This window comes from Roseixanthobacter pseudopolyaromaticivorans (assembly GCF_043195145.2).
Classification (GTDB): domain Bacteria; phylum Pseudomonadota; class Alphaproteobacteria; order Rhizobiales; family Xanthobacteraceae; genus NCEH01.
Window position 1 is genome coordinate 2,245,517 of sequence record NZ_CM195539.1, and the last position, 26,430, is coordinate 2,271,946.

The following is a 26,430-nucleotide window of genomic DNA, read 5'->3' on the forward strand; positions in this document are numbered from 1 at the left end:
CCCGCGTCAGGCGGTCTTGTCGAACAGCTCCCGGCCGATCAGCATCCGGCGAATCTCGCTCGTCCCGGCGCCGATCTCATAGAGCTTGGCATCCCGCAGCAGGCGGCCGGTGGGATAGTCGTTGATGTAGCCGTTGCCCCCAAGGGTCTGGATCGCCTCCAGCGCCATCCAGGTTGCCTTCTCCGCCGCGAACAGGATGGCCCCCGCCGCATCCTCGCGCGTGGTGGCGCCGCGATCGCAAGCCTTTGCAACGGCATACACATAGGCGCGCACGGCGTTCATGGTCACATACATGTCGGCGATCTTGCCCTGCATCAGCTGGAAGGTGCCGATGGGCTGGCCGAACTGCTTGCGCTCGTGAACATAGGGCAGCACCACGTCCATGCAGGCCTGCATGATTCCAACCGGGCCCGCCGCAAGCACCGCCCGCTCATAGTCCAGGCCGGACATCAGCACGTTGACGCCGCGCCCCACCTCGCCCAGCACATTCTCTTCCGGCACCTCACAGTCCTCGAACACCAGTTCGCAGGTATCCGAGCCGCGCATGCCGAGCTTGTCCAGCTTCTGCGCCGTGGAGAAGCCCTTGAAGCCCTTCTCGATGAGAAAGGCGGTCATGCCCCGCGCGCCGGCGGCGGGGTCGGTCTTGGCATAGACCACCAGCGTCTCGGCGATGGGACCATTGGTGATCCACATCTTATTGCCGGTGAGCAGGTAGCGGTCGCCCTTCTTCTCAGCCCGGGTGCGCATGGACACCACATCGGAACCGGCGCCCGGCTCCGACATGGCGAGCGCGCCCACATGCTCGCCGGAAATAAGCTTGGGCAAATACCGCTGCTTCTGCGCCGCATTGCCGTTGCGGCGGATCTGGTTGATGCACAGGTTGGAGTGCGCGCCATAGGACAGGCCGACCGAAGCCGAGGCGCGGCTGATCTCCTCCATGGCGATCACATGCTCCAGATAGCCGAGCCCGGAGCCGCCATATTCCTCTTCCACCGTGATGCCGAGCAGGCCGAGGGCCCCAAGCTGGGGCCACAGATCGCGGGGAAACTGGTTGGTGCGATCGATCTCTTCGGCGCGCGGGGCGATCTTGTCCTGGGAGAAGGCGCGCACGGTGTCGCGCAGCATGTCGGCGGTCTCGCCGAGATCGAAATCGAATCCGCGGTGGGCGTTGGGCAACATGATCTTCCTCCCGGCCGCGTCGAAGCCCATTCTGCGCGGCACCGCCGCCGTGGTCTTCTTAAGGGACGCGCGCTGAACCCGTGGCGTTGATCCCCGCACCCGCGCCGGAACGGCGGCGGGAAGGGAAACCGGAAGGCAGAATAAAACGGATGGCCGTTTATTCAACAGGAATGTGAGGCTCCCTCAGGCTTCCACATTGCGGCGCGAACCCGGAGGCCGCGGCCGCCCGCTCGGGGAATCCTGCGCGGCGAGCATGGCCCTGGCAGCATCGATGGAAACCGGGCCGGAAAACAGGAAGCCCTGCGCCTGCTGTGCTCCGAACGCGCGCAGGAAGCGCAGCTGTTCGCGCGTCTCGACCCCTTCGGCAGTCAACACGATGCCGAGCGAGCGACCGAGCCGCACCACATATTCGACGATCGCGGCGGCATCGCGCTCCGTGCCGAGATTCGAGATGAAGGAGCGGTCGATCTTGATCTTGGTCACCGGGAAACGGCGGATATGCACCAGCGAGGCATGCCCGGTGCCGAAATCGTCGAGCGCGATGCGCACCCCGCTTTCCCGCAGGCGCAGCAGCGCGGCATTCACTTCCGAATCGGCCTGGATGATGGCGCTTTCGGTGATCTCGATCTCCAGGCGCGACGGTTCGAAACCCGTCTGGGCAAGGCTTTCCAGGATCAGGTCCGCAATATTGGGCTGGCGCAGGCTGATCGGCGACATATTGACCGAGACGGTTACATCGTCGAGCCGCCGGCCGAGTTCACAGGCCCGCCGCATGACCCAATTGTCGAGCCGGCAGATGAGGCGGCTGCGCTCGGCAATCGGGACGAAGGTCTCCGGAGGCAGGCGCCCGCGTTCGGGATGATCCCACCGCACGAGAGCCTCGAAGCCGACGATCCGCTCGCTCTCCACGTCGACCTGCGGCTGAAATACCAGCGCCATCTGTCCGGAATCGATGGCCTCGGCCAATTCCAGTTCCACGGTGCGCCGGTTGCGAATGTCCTGTTCCAGTTCCGGAACGAAGAACCGCACCAGCCCGCGTCCATCAGCCTTGGCACGATACAGCGCGATATCGGCGAGGCGCATCAGTTCGCCGGGGTCCGTTGTGTGTTCGGGTACGAACGCCACACCGATGGAGGCACCGATTTGCAGCTCGTGCCCCTCCAGGCGCACCGGCTGCTGCATGACCGTGAGCAATGCGGTGAGGAACGTCTCAACCTCGCTCCGCTCGGCGCATGTCATATAGAGAACGAACTCATCGCCCCCGAACCGCGCGGCGAGGCCACGATCGCCGAGCGCCTGGCGCACGCGCGATGCCATCAGGCACAAGAGTTCATCGCCCACGCCATGGCCGAGGGTATCGTTAATGTCCTTGAACCCGTCCAGGTCCAGATAGGCCATGGCCAGGATTTCATTGCCCGACAGGGATGCGATGCGCGCCTGAAGGCGCCCGACGAAGCCACCGCGATTGGCCAGCCCGGTGAGATAATCCTCCATGGCGAGCGATTTCGCCTCGGCCTCGCTAGCGGCCAGGGCCGCCCCGGTGCGCCTGGACTGCACCAGCAGCATCAGGCAGATCGCAAGCAGCGTCAGCGAGAGCGCTGCGACCAGCGGCGCGATGCGCTGGAGGGCGCTGACGCCGGGACGTTCCGGCACCCAGGCGAGCACCATGGGGCTGCCGTCCACGAGATTGGTGAGGGTGATGTAGTTTTCGCGGTCGTTTGGCGGCGGCCCCTGATAGACGCGAAAGCCGGCCAATTGGACCCGTTGCGCCAATTCCCCAAGGAAGGCGTCGTCGACAAGGTCCACCGTCACGGATTCGAGCACGTCCGGCCCGCCGCCGACGGTGTCGGTCTTCCGGAACGACCGCACAACTGCAAGGCCAACGAAATCCGAAGTCGCGACAAACCCCGCGAGAGGCTCTCCGGAGTCCTCCGCGTCGCGGTTTCCCGGGTCCCGCATCATCCGCTGAAGTGCAGGACGCAGCGCGTCGAACTGCCGCTGGTCGACTTCCTGCCCCAGCGAGGACGCGTAGACCACGCGTTGCTGGCGATCCAGCAGGAATGTGCGCTCGTAACCGAAGTGATTGTTGAGCGTGACCCCCAGATTTTCGTGCAGCCAGGCGCGATCATTCTGCTTCACGCGCGCGCTGACTTCCTCGTCGGGTTCGAGCAGGCTTACCGTGCGCTTCATGAGCGCGGCGTGGTCGCTCAGGGCTGCAAGCACCGTTTGCCGCTCGAAGGCGTTGGAGCGGGCGTCGTTGCTGGCGGTCGCGAACGCAAGAATCGCGCAGAGGCACGTTACGACCACGAGCACCGCCGCGATGGTCGCTACCGAGAAGCTGCGCGCTGCAGCGCCCGCCCGTCTAGGAATATTTGCCTCCCGACCGAGGGCCACGAAAAGGCCGCGCGACCGACCCAATGTCGCCTCCGACCTTTCTCGTACGCCCGCGCATCGGGCGCAAGCTCCCCGAAAGGGCATCCTCCCTTAGGTACCAGCAAACCACAGAGATGCGAGGCCAAGAAAAGCGAAGAAACCGACGCTGTCCGTTACCATGGTGACGAATACGCCGGAGGCGACCGCGGGGTCGAGTTTAAGCTTGTGGATCGCCAGCGGAACAAGGATTCCGAACAGTCCCGCCGCAAGCATGTTCACCACTAATGCGGTCGCGATTACGCCCCCTAGCTGCAAATTCCCAAACCAGGTTGCAGCGATGACCCCAAGAAGGATGGCAAGGATCGACCCATTTACCAAACCAACCAAAACTTCTCGAAGGACAACACGACGCGCGTTGTGAGAGCTGATGTCCTTGGTTGCAAGGGCGCGGACCGCCACGGTCATGGTCTGGTTCGCCGCGTTCCCGCCCATGGAGGCGACGATGGGCATGAGCACCGCAAGGGCGACCATCTTCTCGATGGTCGCCGAAAACAGGCCGATAATGAACGCGGCGAGGAATGCAGTCCCAAGATTCACCACAAGCCAGGGCAAGCGGCCACGGGCGGTATAGGCAACCGTATCGGACAGTTCCTCATCGCTGCCGACGCCCGCCATGGCGCGCAGGTCCTCGTCTGCCTCCTCCTGGATCACGTCCACCACGTCGTCGATGGTCATGACGCCCACGAGGCGCCCGGCATCGTCCACGACCGGGGCGGAAACCAGATTGTAGTGCTCGAACATGCGAGCGACGTCTTCCTGATCCTCGGATGCCTTCACGATGTGGCGCTGGTCCGCCTTCACCGCTGTGAGAAGGACTGCCCGCTTGGTCCGCAGCAGACGGTCGAGCGGGATCGAACCGATCAGCCGGTAGGCGGGATCGACCACAAAGACCTCGTAAAAGGTCTCGGGAAGATCGTCCGTGTCACGCAGATGGTCGATGGTCCGCCCGACGGTCCAGAACGGCGGGACGGCGATGAATTCCGTCTGCATGCGCCGGCCGGCGCTTTCCTCGGGATAGTCGAGGGACCGTTGCAGAGCGACCCGCTCCGGCGCGGGGATGTGCTGGAGAATGGCGGACTTTTCGTCCTCCTCCAGGTCTTCCAGGATGTAGACCGCATCGTCCGAATCGAGATCGCGGATGCCCTCCGCCACGGTCCAGGGCCGCAGCGCCTGGAGGATCTGGACGCGCACGGTTTCGTCCAGCTCGGTCAGCGCGGTGAAATCGAATTCGCCGCCCGCCAGTTCGATCAAGCGGGGCCGCTGCTCCGGGTCGAGGGCTTCGATGATGTCGCCGAGGTCCGCTTCGTGCAGCCCGCGGATAAGATGCCGGAGATGCTCGCCATTCGAGGCGGCGATGGCATGCCGCACCTCTTCCAGGAATGCGTCGGCGATGGCGCCGTCCTCGTCGCGTGCCGAGACAGGGCGACGGTCGTCTGCGGCGGCGGGACTGTCCTCGCGCATCGTTCACCCCACGTCACGGATAGAAACCGGCACAGGTTCGGACTAGGTTGCCTCCAACCTGAACGAACCCCTCGTCGCTTGCTGTCGCTGAGAGCCTGGAAACCACGGCGTGCCGCCAAGATTCGGCCTGTGCGCTTCTAGGCATGCGAGAGCAGGAACGCAAACGCTCCAGCCGGAAAATCCGATTCATGAAGATCCGCATCGCCTTGGCCTTGACCATGGGGGTCGCGGCAGCCCTCCTGATGCCACTTGCGGCATTGGCGCAAGGGTGCCCCGGCCGCCCCTCCGCCCTCGGTACATCACGGGTGATGGAGGTGCCGGCGGGCGTGCGCGTGGGGACGAAATCCTTCCCCCAGACGCTCGCCCTGAAGCCCAAGGAAGTCGTGCTCACGTTTGACGACGGCCCCTGGCCGAAGACCACGGCGGCGGTGCTGGACGCGCTTAAGGCGCAATGCGTGCGCGCGACCTTCTTCCTGATCGGGGAGAATGCCCGCGCGCGGCCGGAGCTGGTGCGCCGGGCCCTGGCGGAGGGGCATACCATCGCCCACCATTCCATGACCCACCCTGAAGCGACTCTCGCCCATCTGCCGTTCGACGCCGCCGTGGCTGAAATCGAACGGGGCATCGCCGCCGACGACACCGCGGCTTACGGCAGCGCTGTGCCAGGTGGGGCGCCCCGCGTGCCGTTCTTCCGCTTTCCCGGCTTTGCCTCGACGCCTCAACTGCTCGATTATCTTGAACGGCGTGGCATTTCTGTCTTCGGCGCGGATCTCTGGGCGAGCGACTGGAATAAAATGACGCCGGAGCAGGAACTTGCACTTGTGCTGGGCCGTCTCGACGCGGCCGGGGGCGGTATCATTCTATTTCACGATACGAAAACCTACACCGCAGCCATGATTCCGGCGTTCTTGCAGGCTTTAGCGGAGCGCGGTTATCACGTCGTTCACATCGTCCCCACGTCGACGCGGCCATCTGGCCGTTGATGTTAACCATATTTTTGGGCGACGGTTCGTATCTGACGATACGTCAAGCCTTCGATCCTTGGGATCCGTCCCGGTGGGGCGTCACGAGAGTTACAGGAATGCGGTCGATTATTCTTGCGGCAGCCTTTGTTGCTCTGGCAGGCGCCGCCCAGGCGGCTGGGGACCAACCCCTCCCCGCCACCGACTCACCCGTCCTCCCGACCGCGACCTCCGCGCCACCTGCCACCACTTTGGGCGCTCCGACCCAGCCTGCCGCGACAGCGGCACCAAAATCCAATCCCGTTCAGGCGGCGGCGCCAGCGCTGCTGCCCGCCGCGCCGCACCCGGCCTCGTACGAGACATCCGCCGCCGTACAGCCCGGTGCGGCATGCCCGGGCAATCCGGATGCCCTCGGCACGTCGCGGATCGTGAAGATCGACCCGAAGCAGACGCCATTCCTCGGCCGCCTTCAGTACAAGCAGACCGTGCCGCTGCAGAAGGGCGAGGTGATTCTGACTTTTGACGATGGCCCGCTGCCCCCGATGACCCATCGTGTGCTGGATACGCTGGCCGCCAATTGCGTGAAGGCCACCTTCTTCATCGTGGGACGCATGGCGAACGCTTATCCCCACGTGCTTCAGGAAGTTCACGAGGCCGGCCACACGATCGGGACGCACAGCCAGACCCATCCGCTGATCTTTCCCAAGCTGACGCATCCGGCGGGACTTGCCGAAATCGAGCAGGGTTTTGCCTCGGTCAACGCGGGCCTGGCGCCGATAGGGGCGCACACGGTCCCGTTCTTCCGCTTTCCGGGTCTTGGCCGGACCAAGTTCTATGAGGCCTATACCCAGGAGCACGGAATCGGCGTGTTCAGCGTGGACCTTGTCGCCGACGATTGGATGCATCTGAAGCCCGACGAGGTTTTGAAGCGCGCGCTGGATCGCCTGGAGGAACGCGGCTCCGGCATTCTGCTGCTGCATGACATCCAGCCGTCCACCGCCGTGATGCTGCCAACCCTGCTGCATGAGCTGAAGGCGCGAGGCTTCAAGGTGGTTCACATGATTTACGGCGAGGGACCCGATGCAGTCGCGGCGCTGCCTGCTCCTGCGGCCGCCACCGTCCCCGGCGCCAGCTCGGCTGCGGCGAAGCCCTCCACTGCCAAGCCGGTCGCGGCACAATCGACCACCGCCCAGCCGGTCGGCGTCCAGGCGACGAACGGCGCTTCAGCGGCCACCCCGGCGAAGCCGGCGACCGCCCCTGTCCGCTCGACCACCACTGCCGCCGCGACCGGCGGCATTCCTTCCGCCCGTGTACCCTTGCCAGCGCCTGCCCCCGCCGCCGTGCAGGCCAGCCCCGCGCCCGCCGAGCAACCATTCAGCCTGTCCTGGCCGCGCATTCTGACGGACATGCTTCCGAAGGGCCTGCAACCCACGCAGTAAGGGCCCCAGCGGGCTCCGAAGGGACACAGGCGTCCAGCCATGAAGCCGCCCGCCGATCCGGCCGGGCGGCTTTTTTGTGCCGCATCCAAGGAAAAGTTCTGGGCGGCACACGGGCGCCCCCACGGCCTGCTTCAGGCCGGTCCAGAAACGACAACGGCGCCCGAAGGCGCCGTTCTGCGTCGGCCTTTGCGGCCCCATCTTCTGGTGCGGACGAGAGGACTCGAACCTCCACGGGTCTCCCCACTAGCACCTCAAGCTAGCGCGTCTACCAATTCCGCCACGACCGCAGTCAGAGATGGCTCGGCGCCCGCGAACCCTGAGGTGCGTGGCGCCGGGGGCCATCGTCTAACAGATCGACTCCGGCGCCACAAGGCCTCAACAGCGGATCATGCGCCAACTATATGTAGCCTGTGGATGGCGTGTGTCCCGCGCGCCGTCAAAGACGTATGAAGCCGCCATGACCGCACTTTCTTCCCCGTCGCCGACCGCCCCTTCCATCGCGCGATCCGCGCTCGCGACGCATTTCCTGCCAAGCGTGGCAGGAGCGGCGCCGGTGGAATGGGGTGTGAGCGACACTCTGGTGCCCTATCCGCAGGCGATCGCCGCAATGGAGGCGCGGGTGGCGGCGATCGCCGCCGGCACGGCGCCGGAATTGGTGTGGCTGCTGGAGCATCCTGCGCTCTATACCGCTGGCACCAGCGCCCGGGGCGAAGACCTGATCGACGCGCGCTTTCCCGTCTTCGAGACCGGGCGCGGCGGCCAGTTCACCTATCACGGCCCCGGCCAGCGGGTCGCCTATGTGATGCTGAACCTCAAGCAACGCAGCGCCGATCTGCGCCAATATGTCAGCGCGCTGGAAACCTGGCTCATCGCCTCCCTTTCCGCTTTCAACATCCGCGCGGAGCGGCGCGAGGACCGGGTTGGCGTGTGGGTTGCGCGCCCCGACCGGGAAGACAAGATCGCGGCAGTCGGCATTCGCGTGCGCCAGTGGGTCAGCTTCCACGGCATCTCGCTGAATGTGAATCCCGACCTGACGCATTTCGGCGGCATCGTGCCCTGTGGCGTGCGCGAACACGGCGTGACCAGCCTTGAGGATCTCGGCCACCTTGCAAGTCTGCCGGAGGTGGACAGCGTGCTGCGGATCGCGTTCGAGGAAGTATTCGGCGCGACGAAGGCCGGCAGTGCTCCGGTTTGAGTTTTACGCTGGGCGGGCCTTCGGCCGGTCCTGCGGATCACCTGGACACATCACCGGTACCTTCGGAATAAGCTAAGCTCCGGCTGCAGCCTCTTTTGATGGGGGACGGGATGACGCCTGCCCTGAGACTCGGGTTTGGAAGCCTTCTTTCTCTCCTGGCCTGGGGTCCCCTGCCCGCCGGGGCCGGTGAAACCGCACCGCCTGAAAGCGCAGCCATCGCCCTGCTTCCGCGCCCTGGAAACAGCGGATTTGCAAATTTCGTCCGGGTATCGGTAGGCGGCGGCGCTCCGGGCGCGGTCCTTCTCGATACTGGATCCACGGGGCTGCGCATCCGCGCCGATGCCGTCGGGCCAGACGTGCAACTGACCGACATTCCCCTTACCTATTCTTATTCGAGCGGCAATGTTCTGGAGGGTGTCCTCGGCTATGCCGTCGTTTCATTCCCGGATTCGACCCCCGCCGTGGCGACGCCACATCGCATTGCCGTTCAGGTGGTGCAGAAGGTGACGTGCAAGACCGACATGCCCGACTGCCCGGGCTGGAAAGCGCCTGAGATGGGAGTCATGGGCGTCGCCTATAATCCGGTCGAGGTCTTCAATCCCCTGGCCCAGCTCGGAGGGACGCTCGCAAACGGCTTCATCGTCGTGGCGGATGATTTCGCCGACCCGAACGTGACCCCGCATCTGGTGGTGGGCTTGACGCCACAGAACAGCACCGGCTTCTCCACCAGCCCCTTCGCGCCAGCCGACGGTGCACAGCCGGCGGGACTGAAGGCTTGGAACACCAAGAGCATTCCCACTTGCTTCACGGTGGATTCCGGGCCGCCCGGGTGTTTCGCGACCGTGTTCGATACCGGTGCGGGGTCAGGCAGTTTCGAGACGCCGGATCTCGATCCCAGCGAGCTACACACGCGGATTCCCGCCGGGCATCGCATCACCACCAGCGTTGCGGGTGCCATGAGCCTGACGGTGGAAAGCGGACGGCGGCCCTGGATCAACCGCTATCGCTACGCCCCACCCCACGGGGGCGTGAAAGGGTTCAATTCCGGCGGCTTGGTGTTTCGCCACTACAAGGTGCTGTTCGACGCCGTGAACGGGCGGATCGGCTTTTCCCCCGCGCTCGCCACACCGGCAGTCCAGCCAAAGACGACAGCCGAATGACGGGCTATTTTCCCGCGGGCGCGGTCGTCTGCGCGGGCTTCGCACGCACGTAGGTCGTGCAGGCGGTGGCGATGTAATTCGGTATCGAATCGATCCAGCATAATTCCATGCTGTCGGCATTCACCTCGCCGTCGCCGGAGCTGAAATCGGTGGCGTAGACAACGCGCTTGCCATCGCTGCGGAAGGTGCCCAGGAGCACCTGTTCCTTGCCGCCCTTGGAGACCACCGCGCCACCGAAGGCGCGGTCATTCTGCGTGTCGATGCGCACGCTCCAGGCCTCCGTGCCGGGGCGGTTCGCGAAATGCGGCGTATCCACGCGCAGGCGCATATCGTCCATGGGCGTGATGCTGAGATTGGAGCCGGCATGCTCGACGGGCGTCCACAGGCCGACAATGTTCGGCACGTCCGCCGCATGTGCCGGCCCCAGCAGCCCGAGCACCATCACCGCCGCCACACCCGCACTGCGCATGCCCTGCTCCTTGCATATGGCGTCCCCGCAGGGCGGAGCGCCTCAGATACCCAACTTGCCCTTGAGGATCTCGTTCAACACCTGGGGATTGGCCTTGCCGCCCGACGCCTTCATGGCCTGTCCAACGAACCAGCCGAGCATCGTGGGCTTGGCGATCACCTGGGCCACCTTATCCGGGTTGGCGGCGATGATCTCATCCACCACCTTCTCGATGGCACCCGTGTCGGTCACCTGTTTCAGGCCGCGGGCCTCGACGATCTCGCGCGGATGCTGGGTGGTTTTTTCTTCCAACAGGATCACCAGCACCTCCTTGGCAATCTTGCCGGAGATGGTGTTGTCCGAGATCAGGTCGACGATGCCGGCGATCTGAGCCGGGGTGACATGTACGCTGGAAACCGCCAGCCCGGCGGTGTTCGCATAGGCGGAAAGATCGCCCATGATCCAGTTGGCAACGAGCTTGGCATTGCGGGCGGTCGCGCCCTCCGCCTTTACGGCCGCCTCGAAATAGTCCGCTGTTTCCTTCTCCGCCACCAGGATGCTGGCATCGTAAGGGGTCAACCCATAGTCGGCGATAAACCTGGTCTTCTTCTCGTCCGGCAACTCGGGCAGCGCCTCGTCGAGCGAACGCACGAAGGGTTCTTCCAGCACCAGCGGCAACAGGTCGGGATCAGGGAAATAGCGATAATCGTGCGCCTCTTCCTTGGAGCGCATGGACCGCGTCTCGCCCTTATTGGGGTCGAACAGGCGCGTCTCCTGGTCGATCGCGCCGCCGTCCTCGAGAATCTCGATCTGGCGGCGGGCTTCAACCTCGATCGCCTGGCCGATGAAACGGATGGAATTGACGTTCTTGATCTCGCAGCGGGTGCCGAGCGGCGCGCCGGGGCGACGCACGGAGACGTTCACGTCGGCCCGCAGATTGCCCTTCTCCATGTCGCCGTCGCAGGTGCCCAGATAGCGCAGGATGGACCGCAGCTTGGTCACATAGGCACGCGCTTCTTCCGAGGACCGCAGGTCCGGTCTGGAGACGATCTCCATCAGCGCGACGCCAGAGCGGTTCAGGTCCACGAACGAGAGCGAGGGGGAGAGGTCGTGGATCGACTTTCCCGCGTCCTGCTCCAGATGCAGCCGCTCGATGCCCACGGTGATGCTATCGCCGTCCGCCAGATCGACGATCACTTCGCCTTCGCCGACGATGGGATATTTGTACTGGCTGATCTGATAGCCCTGGGGCAGGTCGGGATAGAAATAATTCTTCCGGTCGAACACCGAGCGCAGATTGATCTGCGCCTTCAGTCCGAGCCCCGTGCGCACCGCCTGGGCCACGCATTCCTTGTTGATCACCGGCAGCATGCCCGGCATCGCCGCGTCCACCAGCGACACGTGATCGTTGGGGGGACCACCGAATTCGGTCGAAGCGCCGGAGAAGAGCTTGGCGTTGGACGCCACCTGAGCATGCACTTCCATGCCGATCACCACCTCCCAATCGCCCGTGGCTCCACGAATAAGCTTCCTGGCATCGGCGGGTCGAACGTGAGCGGTCATCGTGGTCCTTCGCAACTGGGCGGCGTCTGCCGCAGGTCATGTGTGTCCCTACTCCCGCGACCCGCTCTCTGGCAACCTTCGGAACATTGCGCAGACGCGATCGCGGTGGACCGGACAATGTGGTGCGAGGAGACCCGCCATTGCGCCGGCGGCAAGATTGGCGCCTCCGCGCGGGCGGTCGGGGGCATCCGCCACGTTTCCACCCTCCCCGCCCCGTGCTAAGCCGCAGCCCGGTCACACTGGCTCACGTGCGCGAAGGGAAGAATATGCGTCTGGCGTCCGTCACTCTCGCGCGCGATGAAGCGGACATCATTGAGGTTTTCGTCCGGCACAACCTGCATTTCGTCGATTGCATGTACATCATCGATGACGGCAGCACGGACGCAACCCGCGCCATACTGGATCTTCTGCAAGGCGAGGGCCTGCCGGTTGTGCGGATCGAAGACGGCGCCCACGCCGCCTACAACCAGGGCCGCCGCACCACGGGCCTCATGCACCGCGCGATGCAAGACGAGGCATGGGATTTCATATTCGCCCTCGATGCCGACGAGTTCATAACCATAACCGATCGCGCCACGCTGGAAGCGGAACTGAATGCCCTGCCGGAGCCGCGCATCGGCGCGTTCTCGGTGACGCATTATTTTCCGCACGCGGACGACGATGCCGCCGATCCCAATCCCCTGTCGCGCCTGACCCATGTGCTCGACCTGCCGCGCGGCGCAAACAAGGTGATCGTGCCGGGAGCGTTTGCCGGCCACCCCGAAACGCTGATCTCGGACGGCAACCACATCATCAGCCGCTGGCATGCCGAACAGCCCATGACCCTTCTGGCCACCGCGGACCTCGCCCATTTCCCCGTGCGGTCGAACGATCAATTGGTCGCGAAATGCATGGTCAGCTATATCCGCTGGCGCGCGCGGCCGGACTACAAGGCCTCCACCGCCTCACACCACATTGACGGCGCACGGGCCCTGATGGAGGAGCCCGGGCTTCTGCTGGAGCGGCCGGACCGGCTTCTGCTCGCTTATATCCCCCAGCTTGAGGGACCGGTTGCGGTTCGGCCGTTCGTGCAGCGCCGGGCGTCGCCGCGCTATCTCGATCTTGCCCGCACCTATCCCTATCGGCGCGTGCTGGCGAGCCTCGATGCGCTCGTGGAGGGCGCCCGCGCGGGCACTGCGGAGCTGAATGCCCTTCGGGTTCAGGTGACCAAGGCGCAGGCGCCGTTCCACGTCGCGCTGGCGGCCGCGCTGCGCAAGACGCGGCGATCCTTCCTCAAGCGCTGGTTATCCCTGCGGGCAAAGTGACATTCCGCTCGCGTGGGCTCGCCAGCTCAAGGGCCGTGGCATACATTAAACCAGAACAGCAGACCGGGCAGGCGAGTTCGCCGAGCGCCGGCACAGTCAGGTCAGGGAGACCGAAAACGCCATGCCAGACGCAACGACGGGTGAGACCTGGGCCGGCTGGCGCGACTTCATTATCGAAAGCCGCGTGCCGGAAAGCGAAATCATCACCTCGTTCATCTTCCGGCCTGCGGATGGCAAAGGCGTGCCGCGCCACCAACCAGGACAACATCTGACGTTGCTAATCGAGCCCAAGGACGGTCCGTCCTTGAAGCGCAACTACACGATTTCCGGCCATGCCAATGGCGAGACCTATCGCATCTCCGTCAAGCGCGAAGCCCAAGGTCAGGCATCGCGATGGCTGCACGATGCGGCCGATGCGGGGATGCGGGTCAAGCTGATGCCACCATCCGGCACCTTCGTGCTGCCGGCGGACCAGACGCGACCCGTGGTGCTGCTGTCGGGCGGTGTGGGCCTGACGCCGATGGTTTGCATGTTGGAGGCTCTGGCCGCCCAGCCCTCCGGCCCGCCCGCTCATTTCATCCACGGCACGCAGAATGGAGCGACCCACGCGTTCGCAAGCCATGTGAAAGCGCTCGCGGGACAGCGCGCCAATCTCACGACGACGATCTTCTACGAGCACCCGCGTGAGACCGATTTGGCGGGGCGTGATTTTGACCGCGCCGGCTTCATCGATCTCGACTGGCTGGTGGAAAATACCCCATTGGCGCAGGCGGATTATTTCGTCTGCGGCCCGCTGCCCTTCATGCGCCATTTCGTTCAGGGGCTGGCCGCCCGCGGGGTGCCGAACGCGCGCATTCATTTTGAATTTTTCGGCCCCATAGAAGAGCTGCTGGATTCGCAAACCCCGCCCGTGCAGCCAACGGTTTCCTCCGGCGTCAAGGCGGCCCCCATGACCCACCCCAAACCCTTCTCACCGGGCACTCTCACCCCCGACCATATCGGCCAAGCCCTCATCGACAGCAATGCCGACGCGGTGGTCGCCAGCGATCGGGATGGCCAGATCATCCTGTGGAATCCCGGGGCAGAGCGCATCTTCGGCTTTTCCGAGCAGGAAGCGCTGGGCCAATCCCTCGACATTATCATTCCGGAACCGTTCCGCGCCCGCCATTGGGAGAGCTACCACCAGACGGTCGCGAGCGGGGAAAGCCGCTATGGCGCCGGCGATTTGCTCGCCGTTCCGGGCCTGCACAAGGACGGGCAGCGCTTCTCCATCGAATTCACCATCGTGCTTCTGAAGAATGCCGATGGCCGCGTCGAGGGCATGGTGTCCACCATCCGCGACGTGAACGCTCGCTTCGAGGAAACGAAGAAGCTGCGGAAGGAACTTGCGGAGTTGAAGAAGGCCGCGGAGTGAACGGCAAGGATCAATACAGCCAGAGCAACTCGCCCTCGCCGCCCGCAAGCCGGTCCCCCACATAGCGGCGCGCCCGCCCGGACACACTGCCTCCGAAGAAGGCCGCGATTTCGGGAATCCGGCGGGCGAGGAGTTGCAGAGCGATAAGGTCGTGCTCACCTGCATCGCCAAAACCGGGACCGAGCAGAAGCGGCTCCCGCGCCAGCAAGAGCGTTCCGCGCTTCATGCCGGCGCCGGCATGTGGCCCCAAGGTTCCGGCGATCGCGATGGTTCCGGCGACCATGCCGCGCGCCGCGCCTTCCGCGGCATCGCCGCAAATGAGGACGAGGCCGCCCCGCATGCTGACGCCGGCCAGCGCTCCGGCGCAGCCGCGAATAGCGATGGTGCCCCCGGTCATGCCGATCCGTTCGCCGGGCAGCGGGCCGGCAAGCCGGGCTCCGGCGTCGCCCAGCATGTCGATCCGCCCGCCGGACATGCCGCTTCCGACGCCCTCGCCGGCATCACTGCCGAGGACCAGCCGGCCACCGCTCATCCGGGCGCCCGCAAACGCACCTATGGCACCCGTGACCATCAGATCGCCCGACGCGAGGCCCGCACCAACAAAATCCATGCGTGAATCGCCCCAAAGAAGGAGCACACCGTCCGCGGCTGGCACCACCTCGAACAATTCGCCGAGCGCCACGCGCGCGGTGCCGTAGGGAAGGGGCAGGCGCTCCACCTCATTCAGGCTCAGGCTGCCGAGAGCCTGCGGCATGACCCTCGACAGATCGAGGCGTGCGGCGAGCGGCGCACGCAGCCGCAGTTCATAGCCGCTCACGCCATCAGCTCCCACAGCTTGAAATGGAACGGGCCGAGGTTGCCACCATAATTTCCCGCGTCGATGGCGACGATGCCGGCCGCCTCTCCGAGCGCGCACACAGCTAAGATGCCGGCCCGCATGGAGGCGGCGACCTCGGCGGCCGACAGCCCGTCGATGACAATCTCGAGCACGCTCTGGACATCCACCGGCAACGCGCTCTCGACGCTCGCGCGCAAAGTTGGGCAATAGGCATCATTGGTGGAAGCAATCATGCCGGCATATTTGCCGCCGATCTTCGAGCCGGACCGCACCACGCCCCCCGGAAAGGGCAGGATCGCGCCCTTTACTTCACCCATGGCATCAACCGCATGCTCGGCCGCATTCAGCGCGGCCGCGCGGGATCGGGCGAGAATAAGGAAGTTTCCCCCGCCTACCGCTGCCGCGCTGCTGCCCGTCACATCGTCACAGACGAACTCGCCTTCCATCACCGGAATGCGCCAGAACCGGCGGTCCTCGAAGCTCTTTGCGATCTGGTGCCCGTCGCCGAAATAGCGAAGCGCGCGACCGAGGGGCACGCGAGCGCCCCCACTCACGCCCGCATAGCAGGCAGACGTGGGAGAGGTGAGCACGCATTGGCCGACCCGCGCCGGAACTATTTTCTTCAGATCCTTCAGCGACATGGCGAAGATCAGCACAGCAATGCCGGGGCGCCCGTCGGGTGTGTCCTCGGGCGCGATCTCCCCCTCTATCCCCGCCTCGCAGCCGCAGCCGATCACCGAGGTGGCGAAACCCGTGAGCGATATGGCGGCGGTATGTGCCCAGTGGGGCGTATCGGCGGTGATGACGAGCCGCGTGCCCGCCATTGGAAACGCTTCGGCGAAGCTGTCGCGAATGTCCACGCCGTTCAGGTTCACGACACGCACTCCACGATGCTCGGCCCTTGCCCGCCCCGGATCTCCCCGTCGCTGATGCGGAAATGCTTGGCCTTGAGGCCGATGGCTTCGTCGAACCAGCGGTCCATGCGCTTGTCCATGAGCGGATCGAACGGCGGCTTCACCGCATAAGTCCGCCCTTGCACGAGATCGACAATCTCGCCATCGCGTACGATGGTCCGGCCATCCTTCAGCACCAGGCGCGGTGCACTGAACATGGCCTCGCGATCCGCCATATCCGCGTAGAGCACCACGTCGCCAATGGCGCCGGGCGCGAGATGGCCGCGATCCTTCAAGCCCAGCGTGCGCGCCGGCGCGGCGCGCGTGACGATAGCGATCTCCTCCAGCGTATATTCGCGCTTCAGCTCGCCGAGATCGGTGTGCGCGCGCGCCGCCTTGTGCAGGCGGGCGAGTTGCTCGGCGCGGAAATCCCGGTCCATCAGCAGGCGGATCAGGTGGGGATAGGAGGTGAAGGGCGCGCCGTTGGGATGATCAGTGGTGAGAAAGACCCGCCACGGGTCCTCGATCAACAGGAACAGTTCCAGGCCGATGGCCCATTGCAGCGCGTTGACGAAGGATTTGTCGCGATAGGCGAAAGGCACCACGCCGCAGGCTGCGTCGCACTCGATATCCATGCCGATCCATTTGTTCGGGGTCGCCATGGCATGGTTGCGATATTGCGCCATCAGATCGGCCGAAGCCGTGACCGTCTGGCCGAACATGATCTGCCCCACGTCCACGCTGATATGGGGATTGGCATTGACCGCCGCCGCGATTTCCGCCGCACCGGAAGAAAAGCGCCGGTCGCCTTCCTTCCCATAGGCGTGGAACTGCACATGGGTGAGATGCAGGGGGAAGCCCTCGGTCGCGCCAATGGTCGAGAGCGTCGTCGCCACATTGCCGGGCACGCCGAGATTGCACCCGTGCAGATGGATGGGATGGGGAATGCCCAGTTCCGTCACAGCGCGCTGCAACGTCTGCAGCACCCGGCGCGGGGTCAGCGTGTAATGCGGGCCCGCCTCGTCCAGATCGAGGCTGCGGGCATTGAACTTGAAGGCGGAAATCCCGCCGGGATTGACGATCTTGATGGCGCAAGTCTGGGTCGCCGCGAGCATCCAGGCGACATAATCATTGATCGCGGTCTGGCTCTCGCCCTGAGCGATCAGACGCAGCAGGAAATCGTCATTGCCGAGCACCAGGAACCCGCCGGTATCGATGTTCGGAATGTCTGCCATTTCCAGGTGCGCATGGCGCGCATTGGCCCCCACCATGGCCGGTTCGAACACGGCGGTGTAGCCCATCTGGGAATAACGGCAGCCCGTGACATGGGTTGTCGGCGCCGCAACGCCGCCGCCGCACCAGCAGAAGGCGCCGAACGGCTCGGGGTTTGTGCGGCGATCCTCCCCCATGAGCAAACGGGCGAGGTTCACCTTGCCGCCGGCGATATGGCTGTGCAGGTCAATGCCGCCCGCCATGACCACGCAGCCAGCGGCATCATGCGTTTGATCCGCGTGAAGGGCGGGATCGTCGAGGACGACGCGGCCATCCTCAATGAGGACATTGCCCAGCACGTCGACCGTGCCAGACGCGGGATCGAAGATCCGACCGTTCGAGACGCGCACCCTCATGGCGTGCTCCCCGATTGCAGGATCGCGGCGGCGGCCTGCGCCACGCTCGGAAGGCCGGCTTCCCGCAGCTTCACGAGCGGCAGGCACACGACGCTATCCATGCGAAACACCTGGCCGGCATGGTCGATCCCCGGCGTGCCCACGGGGATGAACACATCCGGCTCGCGGGAAAACTCCGTGCTGGGATGCGCCAGCGCGATCAGCGGGCCGGACGAGAAGGCCGGCGGCGGATCAGGCCGGAAGGCACTGACATGGAGCAGCAGGTCGGCGTCCCGCAACCCCCGGCTGGTGGCATAAAGGCCGGGCGCGTGGCTGGCTTCGCCCTTTGCCACCAGCGTGCGCAGAGGATAGCCGAAACGCCAGAGCGCCACCTGATGCGCGCCGATGAGATTGTCCCGCCCGCCCAGGGGAAAGACGGCCGCCCGCGTGGTCTCGTTCAGCCGCGCCACGATGGCGGCGGCATGGCCGACGATACGCTCGCCGTCGGTCGGATCGAGCGCCCCGGCATTCCAGGTCAACACACCATAGCGCGCCGCCTTGAGTGCATCCGCCAGCTCGGCGAGCGCCGCCCCCAGCGCGCCATCGAAAGCGCCCGCCAGGGTCTTCACGGAGCGCGCGTCCACGAACGCGCTGAGGCCTGCCATCGCATCGGCAAGGAGAGCCGCGGGCACGGGGATGTGCGAAATGTCATGATAGGCAAGGGCGGCACGCGCCACCGGGCCTGCGAGATCGCCAAGGAAAACCACGCGGCGCGCGCGTGAGAGGTTCATGAACAGCGGCGCTTCATCGCCGTTGCGCGTATCCCCAATGGCCACCGGCAGCACGCGCTCAAAAAAACGAGCGAAGTCCGGCGTCGGATCACCGCCCACAACAACCAGCAAATCGCAGCGATTGCGAACCTCCGCCAGCGTGGTGGCGATCCAGCCGCGCCGCTGAAGCGTGTCCAGGTTGCGAAACAGCCCGCTTGAGGCGGCATGATCGAAACTCGCGCCGAACCGTACAGCGAGATCGAACACGCCGCGCACCCCATCCACATCCGCGCCGAGCCCGGAGAAAACTGCGGACCGGCTCGCGCCGAGCAGTGCCGCGGCAGCGGCCGCTGCGGTCTCCAGCGAGGTTTCCCGGCCAGCGACGCGCGGAACCGGCGGCTCACCGTCGGATCGCTGGAGCAGAGCGGCGGCTTCCGGACAGGAGATATGCGGGTGCACGGCGCGCCCCTGGACCCTCACTTCCAGATCGTCGCACCCCAGGCCGCAGAAACCGCATACCAGGTCCCGTATCGTGTGCGATTGCGCAGCGGGGGGCATGGCGGGGTCAGTCATACTTGAGATAGGCGAAGCGCAGGTCGCTCGCCGGCGTCCCCTCCAGCGGCCCACCCTCCTCGGCGCCGGGCTGCCATTGCACAACCTCCTCGATCTTCCGCGCCAGAGCGAAGTCGCGTTCGGTGATGCCCTTGGCGTCGTGGGACATGAGGCGCACCTCGACCCAGGCGTAGGAGGCGGTGATGTCGGGATGGTGCCAGGCGGCTTCGGCGAGGTGGCCGACCGTGTTGATCACCATCAGCGTGCCCTTCCAGCTGTTGGTGCGGTAGGTGCGGCGGATCCAGCCGTCCTCCAGCCGCCAGTGGGGCAGTTCGGACGCGAGGCGGGTGATGATTTCGTCTTGAGACAGCGTCTTCTTGCGATCGACAGGCATGTCGCGCGCCTCCTTCAGCGGGGTGTCCCGATCAAGACGCTGCGGCGGTTTTCCGCTTGTCGTTGCAGTGCTCCGGATGTCCGGGCCATGCGTCCGTTCTTGGGTATAGAGCTAACATCTTCCGGGACAGGCGCAAACCCGTCCCGGTTCACTTTCACAGTCCATGCTGCCGCTTGGCAGCCGTCAGAGTATTCTGGAGCAGGCAGGCGATGGTCATCGGACCGACACCGCCGGGCACGGGTGTGATCAGGCCGGCGATCCCCTGTGCTTCCTGATAGGCCACATCGCCCACGAGGCGGGTCTTGCCATCCCCCTTGGGCACGCGGTTGATGCCCACGTCGATCACGGTCGCGCCGGGCTTGATCCAGTCGCCGCGCACCATCTCCGGCCGGCCGACGGCGGCCACCAGAATGTCGGCGGTGCGGCATTCGCCGGGCAGGTCGCGGGTGCGCGAATGGGCGATGGTGACCGTGCAATCCTCGCGCAGCAGCAATTGCGCGGCAGGCTTGCCGACGATGTTGGAGCGCCCGACCACCACCGCCTTCATCCCCGAAAGATTGCCGAGATGGTGCTTGAGCAGCATCACGCAGCCAAGGGGCGTGCAGGGCACCAGGGCGTCAAGGCCCACAGCGAGGCGGCCGGCGTTCACGACATGGAAACCGTCCACGTCTTTCGCCGGGTCGATGGTGGAAAGCACCTTGTTGGTGTCGATATGCGCCGGCAGCGGCAATTGCACGAGAATGCCGTGAACCGCCGGATCCACATTGAGCTTGGCCACCAGCGTCAGCAAATCCGCTTCTGCGGTCTCGACCGGGAGCTTGAATTCAAAGGATGCCATGCCGGCTTCGGCGGTCTGGGCGGCTTTGTTGCGCACATAGACCTGGCTCGCGGGGTCCTCACCCACCAACACCACCGCGAGACCGGGCTTCAGGCCGGCGCCCGTGGCGAGGTCGGCCACCTCGGCGGCGATGCGGGCACGCAGATCGGCCGCGAAGGCCTTTCCATCGATGGGCTTGGTTTCGATCACAATCGTCCCCTGCGAACGCAACATGACGGCTGCGCGCCTTGTCGGCGGATGTCGCGCGCCATTCAAGACAAATCAGCCAAGCCCGACGCGGTGGCACCATGGAAGTCTTATAGGGATAAAAATTTTCGTAAAGAGAAAACTTTGCACTCGCCTGTTAGTCGCCGAGATGCTTGTCTTCGTAGGCGATGGTCCATTCGATGAGATCGCGCCACAGGCGTTCAGTCAGGTCCGGCGGCAGGCCAGCGGCGGCGGCGCGGCGGCCCACGCGCTCCACCACTTCTTCAACCCGGTCCGGCAGGAGGGCGGGAATTCCCTCCCGCTCCTTTACCACCACCACGTGCTTCACCACCGCGAGCCGCTGCACCAGCAGATCGACGATCTGATCGTCGATCTCATCGATGGAATCGCGCGCGTCCGCGAGGGCCGCGGGAATGCCCTCCCGTTGCGGCCGCGCGCCAGAGCTCACTTGGCCCACCACAGGTCTTCCACCGGGAAGCGGCCGGCGGCGTCCTCGATGACCTGGGCGAGGGAGAACAGCGTCTCCTCCTCGAACGGGCGGCCGATCATCTGCAGGCCCAGCGGCAGGCCATCGGCGGAGAAGCCGGCCGGCACGGAAATGCCCGGCAAGCCGGCGAGGTTCACCGTCACGGTAAACACGTCGTTGAGATACATCTCGACCGGGTCGGCCTTGCTCTTCTCGCCGATGCCGAAGGCGGGCGAAGGCGTGGTCGGCGTCAGCACGGCGTCCACGCCTTGCGCAAACACGTCGTCGAAGTCGCGCTTGATGAGGCTGCGCACCTTCTGCGCCCGCAGGTAATAGGCATCGTAATAGCCGGCCGAGAGCACATAGGTGCCGATCATGATGCGGCGGCGCACCTCGTGGCCGAAGCCGGCCGCGCGGGTGCGCTCGTACATTTCCGCGACATCGCGGCCCGGAACGCGCAGGCCATAGCGCACGCCGTCATACCGCGCGAGGTTGGAGGAGGCCTCGGCGGGCGCGACGATGTAATAGGCGGGCAGCGCGTATTGCGTGTGGGGAAGGGAGATATCCACCACCTCCGCGCCCGCGTCGCGCAACATTTCCGCGCCCTGCTCCCACAGTTCGACGATCTCGGGCGACATGCCCTCCACGCGATATTCGCGCGGAATGCCGATGCGCTTGCCCTTCACCGAGGCGCCCACCGCGTCCTCATAATTGGGCACGCGCAGGTCCACGCTGGTGGAATCCTTCGGGTCATGCCCGGCCATGGAGCGCAGCAGCAGGGCCGCGTCGTTCACGGTGCGCGCGAACGGACCGGCCTGATCGAGGGAGGAGGCATAGGCGACGATGCCCCAGCGCGAGCACCGTCCGTAGGTCGGCTTGATGCCCACGGTGCCGGTGAAGGCCGCCGGCTGGCGGATCGAGCCGCCGGTGTCAGTGCCGGTTGCGCCGGCGCACAGGAACGCCGCCACCGCCGCCGCCGATCCGCCGGACGAACCGCCGGGCACCAACGGAGTCGTTTCCCCTTCGCGCCGCCAGGGCGAAACCACGGGCCCGAAGGCCGAGGTCTCGTTGGACGAGCCCATGGCGAATTCGTCATTGTTGAGCTTGCCCAGCATCACCGCCCCGTCGCGCCAGAGCTGCGCTGTGACGGTGGATTCGTAGGGCGGCACGAAATTCTCGAGGATCTTCGATCCGGCGGTGGTTGCCACACCGTCGGTGCAGAACATGTCCTTCACGCCGATGGGCATGCCCTCCAGCGGGCCGCCCTCGGAATTGCAGATGCGGGCATCGCTGGCCGCCGCCATGGCGAGTGCCTTTTCCGCCGTCTCCTCCAGATAGGCGTTGAGACCGCGGGCCTTATCCATGGCATCGAGATAGGACTGGGTCAGTTCGACCGCGGTAAACTCGCGCAGCGCCAGCTTTTCACGCGCCTGGGTGAGGGTGAGCTGATTGAGCGCGGTCATTCCACCACCTTCGGCACGGTAAAGAAGCCGCCCTCGGCATCGGGCGCGTTAGCGAGAATTTTTTCGGGATAATGGCCGTCGCTCACCACATCCTCGCGCAGGGGCAGGCTGAGCGGAATCACGCCGCTCATGGGCTCGACTCCGGACACGTCAAGCACCGACAATTGCTCGACGAAAGCGAGGATGGCGTTCAACTCCTCCTGAAGGGGCGCAAGTTCTTCCTCGCGCACCGAAATGCGCGCGAGATGCGCAACCCTTCGGACGGTCGCCTGATCGACGGACATGGACAGCTCCCAGCACGCACCGCGCCCGATGACGGGGCGGCGCCAACAGATGGCTCAACCGCGGGCGGTTGAAGCATGTTCCGAACGCGAGCGCTGCAATTTTCCGCATACCGTCCGCGCCCTTCCCCGCCGCTATAGCAAGCCGGCGAATTGGGAGGCAATGGCGGCGGCCAGGAAAGCGCGGGCCGCATGCTGCAGCGGCCCGCGACGGATCATGGCGCAGCGCTCACGGCATGAGCGCGATCTGCTCCAGGCCGAGCGTCTCGGGATAGCCGAGAACGAGGTTCATGTTCTGCACCGCCTGGCCGGACGCGCCCTTCACCAGATTGTCGAGGGTGGAGAGCACGATGGCCCGGCCGCTCGCGCGGTCCGCGACGACCCCGATCATCACCATGTTGGAGCCGCGCACATGGCGCGACTGCGGCACCTGGCCAAACGGCAGGACATGGACGAACGGCTCGCTCTTGTAGAAATCCGCCAGGATCTTGTGGAGATCCTCGGCCTTCGCGCCGGTGGTGCGCACATAGAGCGTCGCATAGATGCCCCGGTTCATGGGCGCGAGGTGCGGCACGAACATGGGCGCGACCGGGCGGCCGGCGGCCTTGGTGAATTCCTGATCCAGCTCGCCCATGTGCCGATGCGAACCGACGCTGTAGGCGTGGATACCCTCGGAAACCTCGGAGAACAGCATCGCTTCCTTCGCCGAGCGGCCGGCGCCGGACATGCCGGTCTTGCTGTCGATGACGATGGTTTCCGGCTCGATGGCGCCGGCTTCCAGCAGCGGCACAGCCGGCAGGATGGAGGTGGTGGTGTGGCAGCCGGGATTGGCGATCAACCGCGCCTTCCGGATCTCGTCGCGATAGATTTCGACGAGGCCGAACACCGCTTCCTTCTGGAGATCGAGGGCGCCGTGGGGGTGGCCGTACCATTTTTCATAGGCGCCGGGATCGCGCAGCCGGAAGTCGGCGGAAAGATCCACCACCTTCACCTTCGGCGCCTGCTCGAACACCTTCTTGATGACTTCCTGAGTGGTCGCATGCGGCAGCGCGCAGAACACGAGGTCCACCGCGTTGAAATCCACCTCGTCGATGGTCACGAGCTTGGGCAGCGCATAGGGGGCGAACTGCGGGAATACGTCGGCCATGGACTGGCCGGCTTTGCGGTCCGCCGTCAGGGCCACCAGCTCGACACGCGGATGGCGCAGCAGAAGGCGCACGAGTTCAGACCCGGTGTAACCCGAGGCGCCAAGAACCGCGATCCGTGCCTTTGCTGTCTCCGACATGTCCTTCTCCCGCCCGCCAGGGGCCGTGTGACGTTGGCCGTACCCATCCGTGCGCGGAACGCTGCGCGGGCGTGTTCGGTCGGGGGTCTGTACACCGATCCCATATCAGGCGAAAGACAGGGATAAGTGACCAGTCCCGCGCTGCGCGCGTTTCCGGTATGTTCCCTTTCGTTCCCTCGCCCTGGCATGATGGCCGGCGGCGATTCGCCCCTAAAGCGACTTAAAGAGCCTCATGTCCGATAACGACGATCTGTTTGCCGCTCCCGCCCCTGCCCGCAAGGCCCCGAGCCCCCGCGCGAAGGCACCCGCCGCCGTGCCGGAAATGGCGAGCGATTATACCGCCGCCCATATCGAGGTGCTGGAAGGGCTGGAGCCGGTGCGCCGCCGCCCCGGCATGTATATCGGCGGCACCGATGTCAAAGCCCTGCATCATCTCTTCGCCGAGGTGATCGACAATTCCATGGACGAGGCGGTGGCCGGGCACGCCACCTTTATCGAAGTGCATCTCGCCGCCGACAGCACGCTGACCGTGACCGACAACGGGCGCGGCATCCCGGTGGAGGCGCATCCCAAATTCCCCGGCAAGTCCACCGTCGAAGTCATCATGACCACGCTGCACGCGGGCGGAAAGTTCGACAGCAAGGTCTATGAAACCTCCGGCGGCCTGCACGGCGTCGGCGTCTCGGTGGTAAACGCGCTGTCCGACCATCTGGAAATCGAAGTCGCGCGCAACCAGACCCTTTACCGCCAAAGCTTTTCCAAAGGTGCACCACTCGGGCCGCTTGCCGAAGTCGGCCGCATCACCAACCGGCGCGGCACCAAGGTGCGCTTCCATCCCGATCCCCAAATTTTCGGCGAAGGTGCGCATTTCGAGCCCGCCCGCGTGTTCCGCATGGCGCGGTCCAAGGCCTATCTGTTCGGCGGCGTGGAAATCCGCTGGTCGTGCGACCCCGCTTTGCTGGTGGGCACAACCGGCGTGCCGGACAAGATGACCTTCCGCTTCCCGGGCGGCCTCAAGGATTATCTCGCGGGCGACCTTGAAGGTCAGACGCTGGTCCATAACGAAATCTTCGCTGGCCGGATCCAGAAGCAAGGCGGCCACGGCTCGGTGGAATGGGCGGTGGCCTGGGTTGCCGATGGCGACGGCGGCATTTCCTCTTATTGCAACACCATTCCCACCCATGACGGTGGCACCCATGAGAACGGGCTGCGCTTGGTTCTGCTCAAGGGCCTGCGCGATTATGCCGAGCGTATTGGCCAGGCGAAGCGCGCGGCCATCCTGATCGGCGACGACGTTACCACCGGCTGCGCGGCGATGCTTTCCGTGTTCGTTCGCGAGCCGGAATTCCAGGGCCAGACCAAAGACCGGCTCGCCACGGCGGAGGCCTCGCGCATCGTCGAGCAGGCGCTGCGCGATCCGCTCGACCATTGGCTTGCCGCCAATCCGGTCCAGGCCAACCGCCTGCTGGACCATGTGGTGGAGCGCGCGGAAGAGCGCCTGCGCCGCAAGCAGGAAAAGGAGATCTCCCGCAAGACCGCCGTGCGCAAGCTGCGCCTGCCGGGCAAGCTCGCGGATTGCTCCAACACCGAGGCGGCGGGGTCTGAAATCTTCATCGTCGAGGGCGACTCGGCTGGCGGCTCGGCCAAGCAGGCGCGGGATCGCAAGACCCAGGCGGTGCTGCCGCTGCGTGGCAAGATCCTCAATGTCGCCAGCGCCGGGCGCGACAAGCTTGCCCAGAACCAGCAATTGTCGGACCTGCTCCAGGCGCTCGGCTGCGGAACGCTCGCCCAATATCGCGAGGCGGACCTGCGCTATGAGAAGGTGGTCATCATGACCGACGCGGACGTGGACGGCGCCCACATCGCCTCTCTTCTCGTCACCTTTTTCTATCGGCAGATTCCGAAGCTCATCGAGGAGGGCCACCTGTTTCTGGCGGTGCCCCCCCTCTACCGCATCACCCAGGGCGCCAAGACGCTCTACGCCCGGGACGATGCCCACAAGGACCAGTTGCTGAAGAAGGAATTCTCCGGCCGCGGCAAGGTGGAGATTGGCCGCTTCAAAGGCCTCGGCGAGATGATGCCGGCGCAGCTCAAGGAAACCACGATGAATCCGCGCACCCGCACCATGCTGCGCGTCACCATCGAGGCGGCGGCGCAGGCCGACACCGCCGACTTGGTGGAACGTCTCATGGGCAACAAGCCGGAGGCGCGCTTCGCCTTCATTTCCGAGCGTGCCGCGTTTGCGGGCGAGGATCTGCTGGATATCTGACGCTCGATC

Annotated in this window: 22 protein-coding genes and 1 tRNA gene; 7 read left to right on the top strand and 16 right to left on the bottom strand. The window is 65.3% G+C overall.

What is annotated here, in order from left to right; translation table 11 throughout:
- Window positions 1-6 precede the first annotated feature (6 nt).
- The 3 genes from V5F68_RS10830 to mgtE all read right to left on the bottom strand — a co-directional run bounded on the left by V5F68_RS10830 (window position 7) and on the right by mgtE (window position 5,073).
- Window positions 7-1,179 (bottom strand): isovaleryl-CoA dehydrogenase, encoded by a 1,173-nt coding sequence (locus tag V5F68_RS10830; RefSeq protein WP_394012551.1) that lies wholly within the window; start codon window positions 1,177-1,179, stop codon window positions 7-9.
- A 183-nt stretch (window positions 1,180-1,362) separates the two neighbouring features.
- Entirely contained in the window at window positions 1,363-3,597 is a 2,235-nt protein-coding gene (locus V5F68_RS10835; protein ID WP_394012552.1) for a bifunctional diguanylate cyclase/phosphodiesterase, read from the bottom strand.
- Window positions 3,598-3,663: 66 nt separating this feature from the next.
- The gene (gene mgtE / locus V5F68_RS10840; protein ID WP_394012553.1) at window positions 3,664-5,073 is read right to left on the bottom strand and encodes a magnesium transporter; all 1,410 of its coding nucleotides are present in this window, start codon (window positions 5,071-5,073) and stop codon (window positions 3,664-3,666) included.
- A gap of 188 nt (window positions 5,074-5,261) precedes the next feature.
- Here mgtE and V5F68_RS10845 point away from each other — a divergent pair, with 188 nt between their 5' ends.
- Together V5F68_RS10845 and V5F68_RS10850 are read left to right on the top strand one after the other, a co-directional pair.
- On the top strand, window positions 5,262-6,056 hold the full coding sequence (locus V5F68_RS10845) for a polysaccharide deacetylase family protein (RefSeq protein WP_394012554.1): 795 nt from the start codon (window positions 5,262-5,264) through the stop codon (window positions 6,054-6,056).
- Window positions 6,056-7,474 carry a polysaccharide deacetylase family protein gene (locus V5F68_RS10850; RefSeq protein ID WP_394012555.1) on the top strand — a complete coding sequence of 473 codons (1,419 nt, stop codon included), beginning with the start codon at window positions 6,056-6,058 and terminating at the stop codon, window positions 7,472-7,474. Before V5F68_RS10845 ends, V5F68_RS10850 begins: the two co-directional genes overlap by 1 nt.
- Before the next feature lie 202 nt (window positions 7,475-7,676).
- Here V5F68_RS10850 and V5F68_RS10855 read toward each other — a convergent pair.
- A tRNA-Leu gene (locus tag V5F68_RS10855) sits at window positions 7,677-7,761 on the bottom strand.
- Window positions 7,762-7,931: 170 nt separating this feature from the next.
- On the opposite strand from V5F68_RS10855, the gene lipB reads away from it, so the two are divergent.
- A complete protein-coding gene (gene lipB / locus V5F68_RS10860) occupies window positions 7,932-8,669 on the top strand; it encodes a lipoyl(octanoyl) transferase LipB (protein WP_394012556.1) in 738 nt (245 codons plus the stop codon).
- 356 nt (window positions 8,670-9,025) lie between these two features.
- Entirely contained in the window at window positions 9,026-9,829 is an 804-nt protein-coding gene (locus V5F68_RS10865) for a hypothetical protein (RefSeq protein WP_394100457.1), read from the top strand.
- Between the two features lie 4 nt (window positions 9,830-9,833).
- Here V5F68_RS10865 and V5F68_RS10870 read toward each other — a convergent pair whose 3' ends face one another.
- Together V5F68_RS10870 and gatB are read right to left on the bottom strand one after the other, a co-directional pair.
- Window positions 9,834-10,298, bottom strand: coding sequence for a hypothetical protein (locus V5F68_RS10870; protein ID WP_394012558.1), 465 nt, complete (start codon window positions 10,296-10,298; stop codon window positions 9,834-9,836).
- A 42-nt stretch (window positions 10,299-10,340) separates the two neighbouring features.
- Window positions 10,341-11,840, bottom strand: coding sequence for an Asp-tRNA(Asn)/Glu-tRNA(Gln) amidotransferase subunit GatB (gene gatB, locus V5F68_RS10875; protein ID WP_394012559.1), 1,500 nt, complete (start codon window positions 11,838-11,840; stop codon window positions 10,341-10,343).
- A gap of 266 nt (window positions 11,841-12,106) precedes the next feature.
- Here gatB and V5F68_RS10880 point away from each other — a divergent pair, with 266 nt between their 5' ends.
- Together V5F68_RS10880 and V5F68_RS10885 are read left to right on the top strand one after the other, a co-directional pair.
- Window positions 12,107-13,144: a glycosyltransferase family 2 protein gene (locus V5F68_RS10880; RefSeq protein ID WP_394012560.1), complete on the top strand. Its 1,038-nt coding sequence runs from the start codon at window positions 12,107-12,109 to the stop codon at window positions 13,142-13,144.
- A 121-nt stretch (window positions 13,145-13,265) separates the two neighbouring features.
- The gene (locus V5F68_RS10885; protein ID WP_394012561.1) at window positions 13,266-14,558 is read left to right on the top strand and encodes a PAS domain S-box protein; all 1,293 of its coding nucleotides are present in this window, start codon (window positions 13,266-13,268) and stop codon (window positions 14,556-14,558) included.
- Window positions 14,559-14,568: 10 nt separating this feature from the next.
- On the opposite strand, the gene V5F68_RS10890 is transcribed toward V5F68_RS10885, so the two are convergent.
- The 10 genes from V5F68_RS10890 to argC all read right to left on the bottom strand — a co-directional run bounded on the left by V5F68_RS10890 (window position 14,569) and on the right by argC (window position 24,152).
- Entirely contained in the window at window positions 14,569-15,375 is an 807-nt protein-coding gene (locus V5F68_RS10890) for a formylmethanofuran dehydrogenase subunit C (RefSeq protein WP_394012562.1), read from the bottom strand.
- Window positions 15,372-16,271, bottom strand: coding sequence for a formylmethanofuran--tetrahydromethanopterin N-formyltransferase (fhcD, locus tag V5F68_RS10895; RefSeq protein ID WP_394012563.1), 900 nt, complete (start codon window positions 16,269-16,271; stop codon window positions 15,372-15,374). Before fhcD ends, V5F68_RS10890 begins: the two co-directional genes overlap by 4 nt.
- Window positions 16,268-17,917: a formylmethanofuran dehydrogenase subunit A gene (locus V5F68_RS10900; RefSeq protein WP_394012564.1), complete on the bottom strand. Its 1,650-nt coding sequence runs from the start codon at window positions 17,915-17,917 to the stop codon at window positions 16,268-16,270. Before V5F68_RS10900 ends, fhcD begins: the two co-directional genes overlap by 4 nt.
- Window positions 17,914-19,125 carry a formylmethanofuran dehydrogenase gene (locus V5F68_RS10905; RefSeq protein ID WP_394012565.1) on the bottom strand — a complete coding sequence of 404 codons (1,212 nt, stop codon included), beginning with the start codon at window positions 19,123-19,125 and terminating at the stop codon, window positions 17,914-17,916. The genes V5F68_RS10900 and V5F68_RS10905 overlap by 4 nt, the downstream gene beginning before the upstream one ends.
- Before the next feature lie 106 nt (window positions 19,126-19,231).
- Entirely contained in the window at window positions 19,232-19,612 is a 381-nt protein-coding gene (locus V5F68_RS10910) for a 4a-hydroxytetrahydrobiopterin dehydratase (RefSeq protein WP_394012566.1), read from the bottom strand.
- A gap of 154 nt (window positions 19,613-19,766) precedes the next feature.
- Window positions 19,767-20,639 (bottom strand): bifunctional methylenetetrahydrofolate dehydrogenase/methenyltetrahydrofolate cyclohydrolase FolD, encoded by an 873-nt coding sequence (gene folD / locus V5F68_RS10915; protein ID WP_394012567.1) that lies wholly within the window; start codon window positions 20,637-20,639, stop codon window positions 19,767-19,769.
- Between the two features lie 154 nt (window positions 20,640-20,793).
- Window positions 20,794-21,114 (bottom strand): chorismate mutase, encoded by a 321-nt coding sequence (locus tag V5F68_RS10920; RefSeq protein WP_394012568.1) that lies wholly within the window; start codon window positions 21,112-21,114, stop codon window positions 20,794-20,796.
- Window positions 21,102-22,586: an Asp-tRNA(Asn)/Glu-tRNA(Gln) amidotransferase subunit GatA gene (gene gatA, locus V5F68_RS10925; RefSeq protein ID WP_394012569.1), complete on the bottom strand. Its 1,485-nt coding sequence runs from the start codon at window positions 22,584-22,586 to the stop codon at window positions 21,102-21,104. Before gatA ends, V5F68_RS10920 begins: the two co-directional genes overlap by 13 nt.
- Window positions 22,583-22,870 carry an Asp-tRNA(Asn)/Glu-tRNA(Gln) amidotransferase subunit GatC gene (gene gatC, locus V5F68_RS10930; RefSeq protein ID WP_394012570.1) on the bottom strand — a complete coding sequence of 96 codons (288 nt, stop codon included), beginning with the start codon at window positions 22,868-22,870 and terminating at the stop codon, window positions 22,583-22,585. The genes gatA and gatC overlap by 4 nt, the downstream gene beginning before the upstream one ends.
- Before the next feature lie 226 nt (window positions 22,871-23,096).
- Window positions 23,097-24,152, bottom strand: coding sequence for an N-acetyl-gamma-glutamyl-phosphate reductase (gene argC, locus V5F68_RS10935; RefSeq protein ID WP_394012571.1), 1,056 nt, complete (start codon window positions 24,150-24,152; stop codon window positions 23,097-23,099).
- Window positions 24,153-24,384: 232 nt separating this feature from the next.
- Here argC and parE point away from each other — a divergent pair, with 232 nt between their 5' ends.
- Window positions 24,385-26,421: a DNA topoisomerase IV subunit B gene (gene parE / locus V5F68_RS10940; protein ID WP_394012572.1), complete on the top strand. Its 2,037-nt coding sequence runs from the start codon at window positions 24,385-24,387 to the stop codon at window positions 26,419-26,421.
- Window positions 26,422-26,430 lie beyond the last annotated feature (9 nt).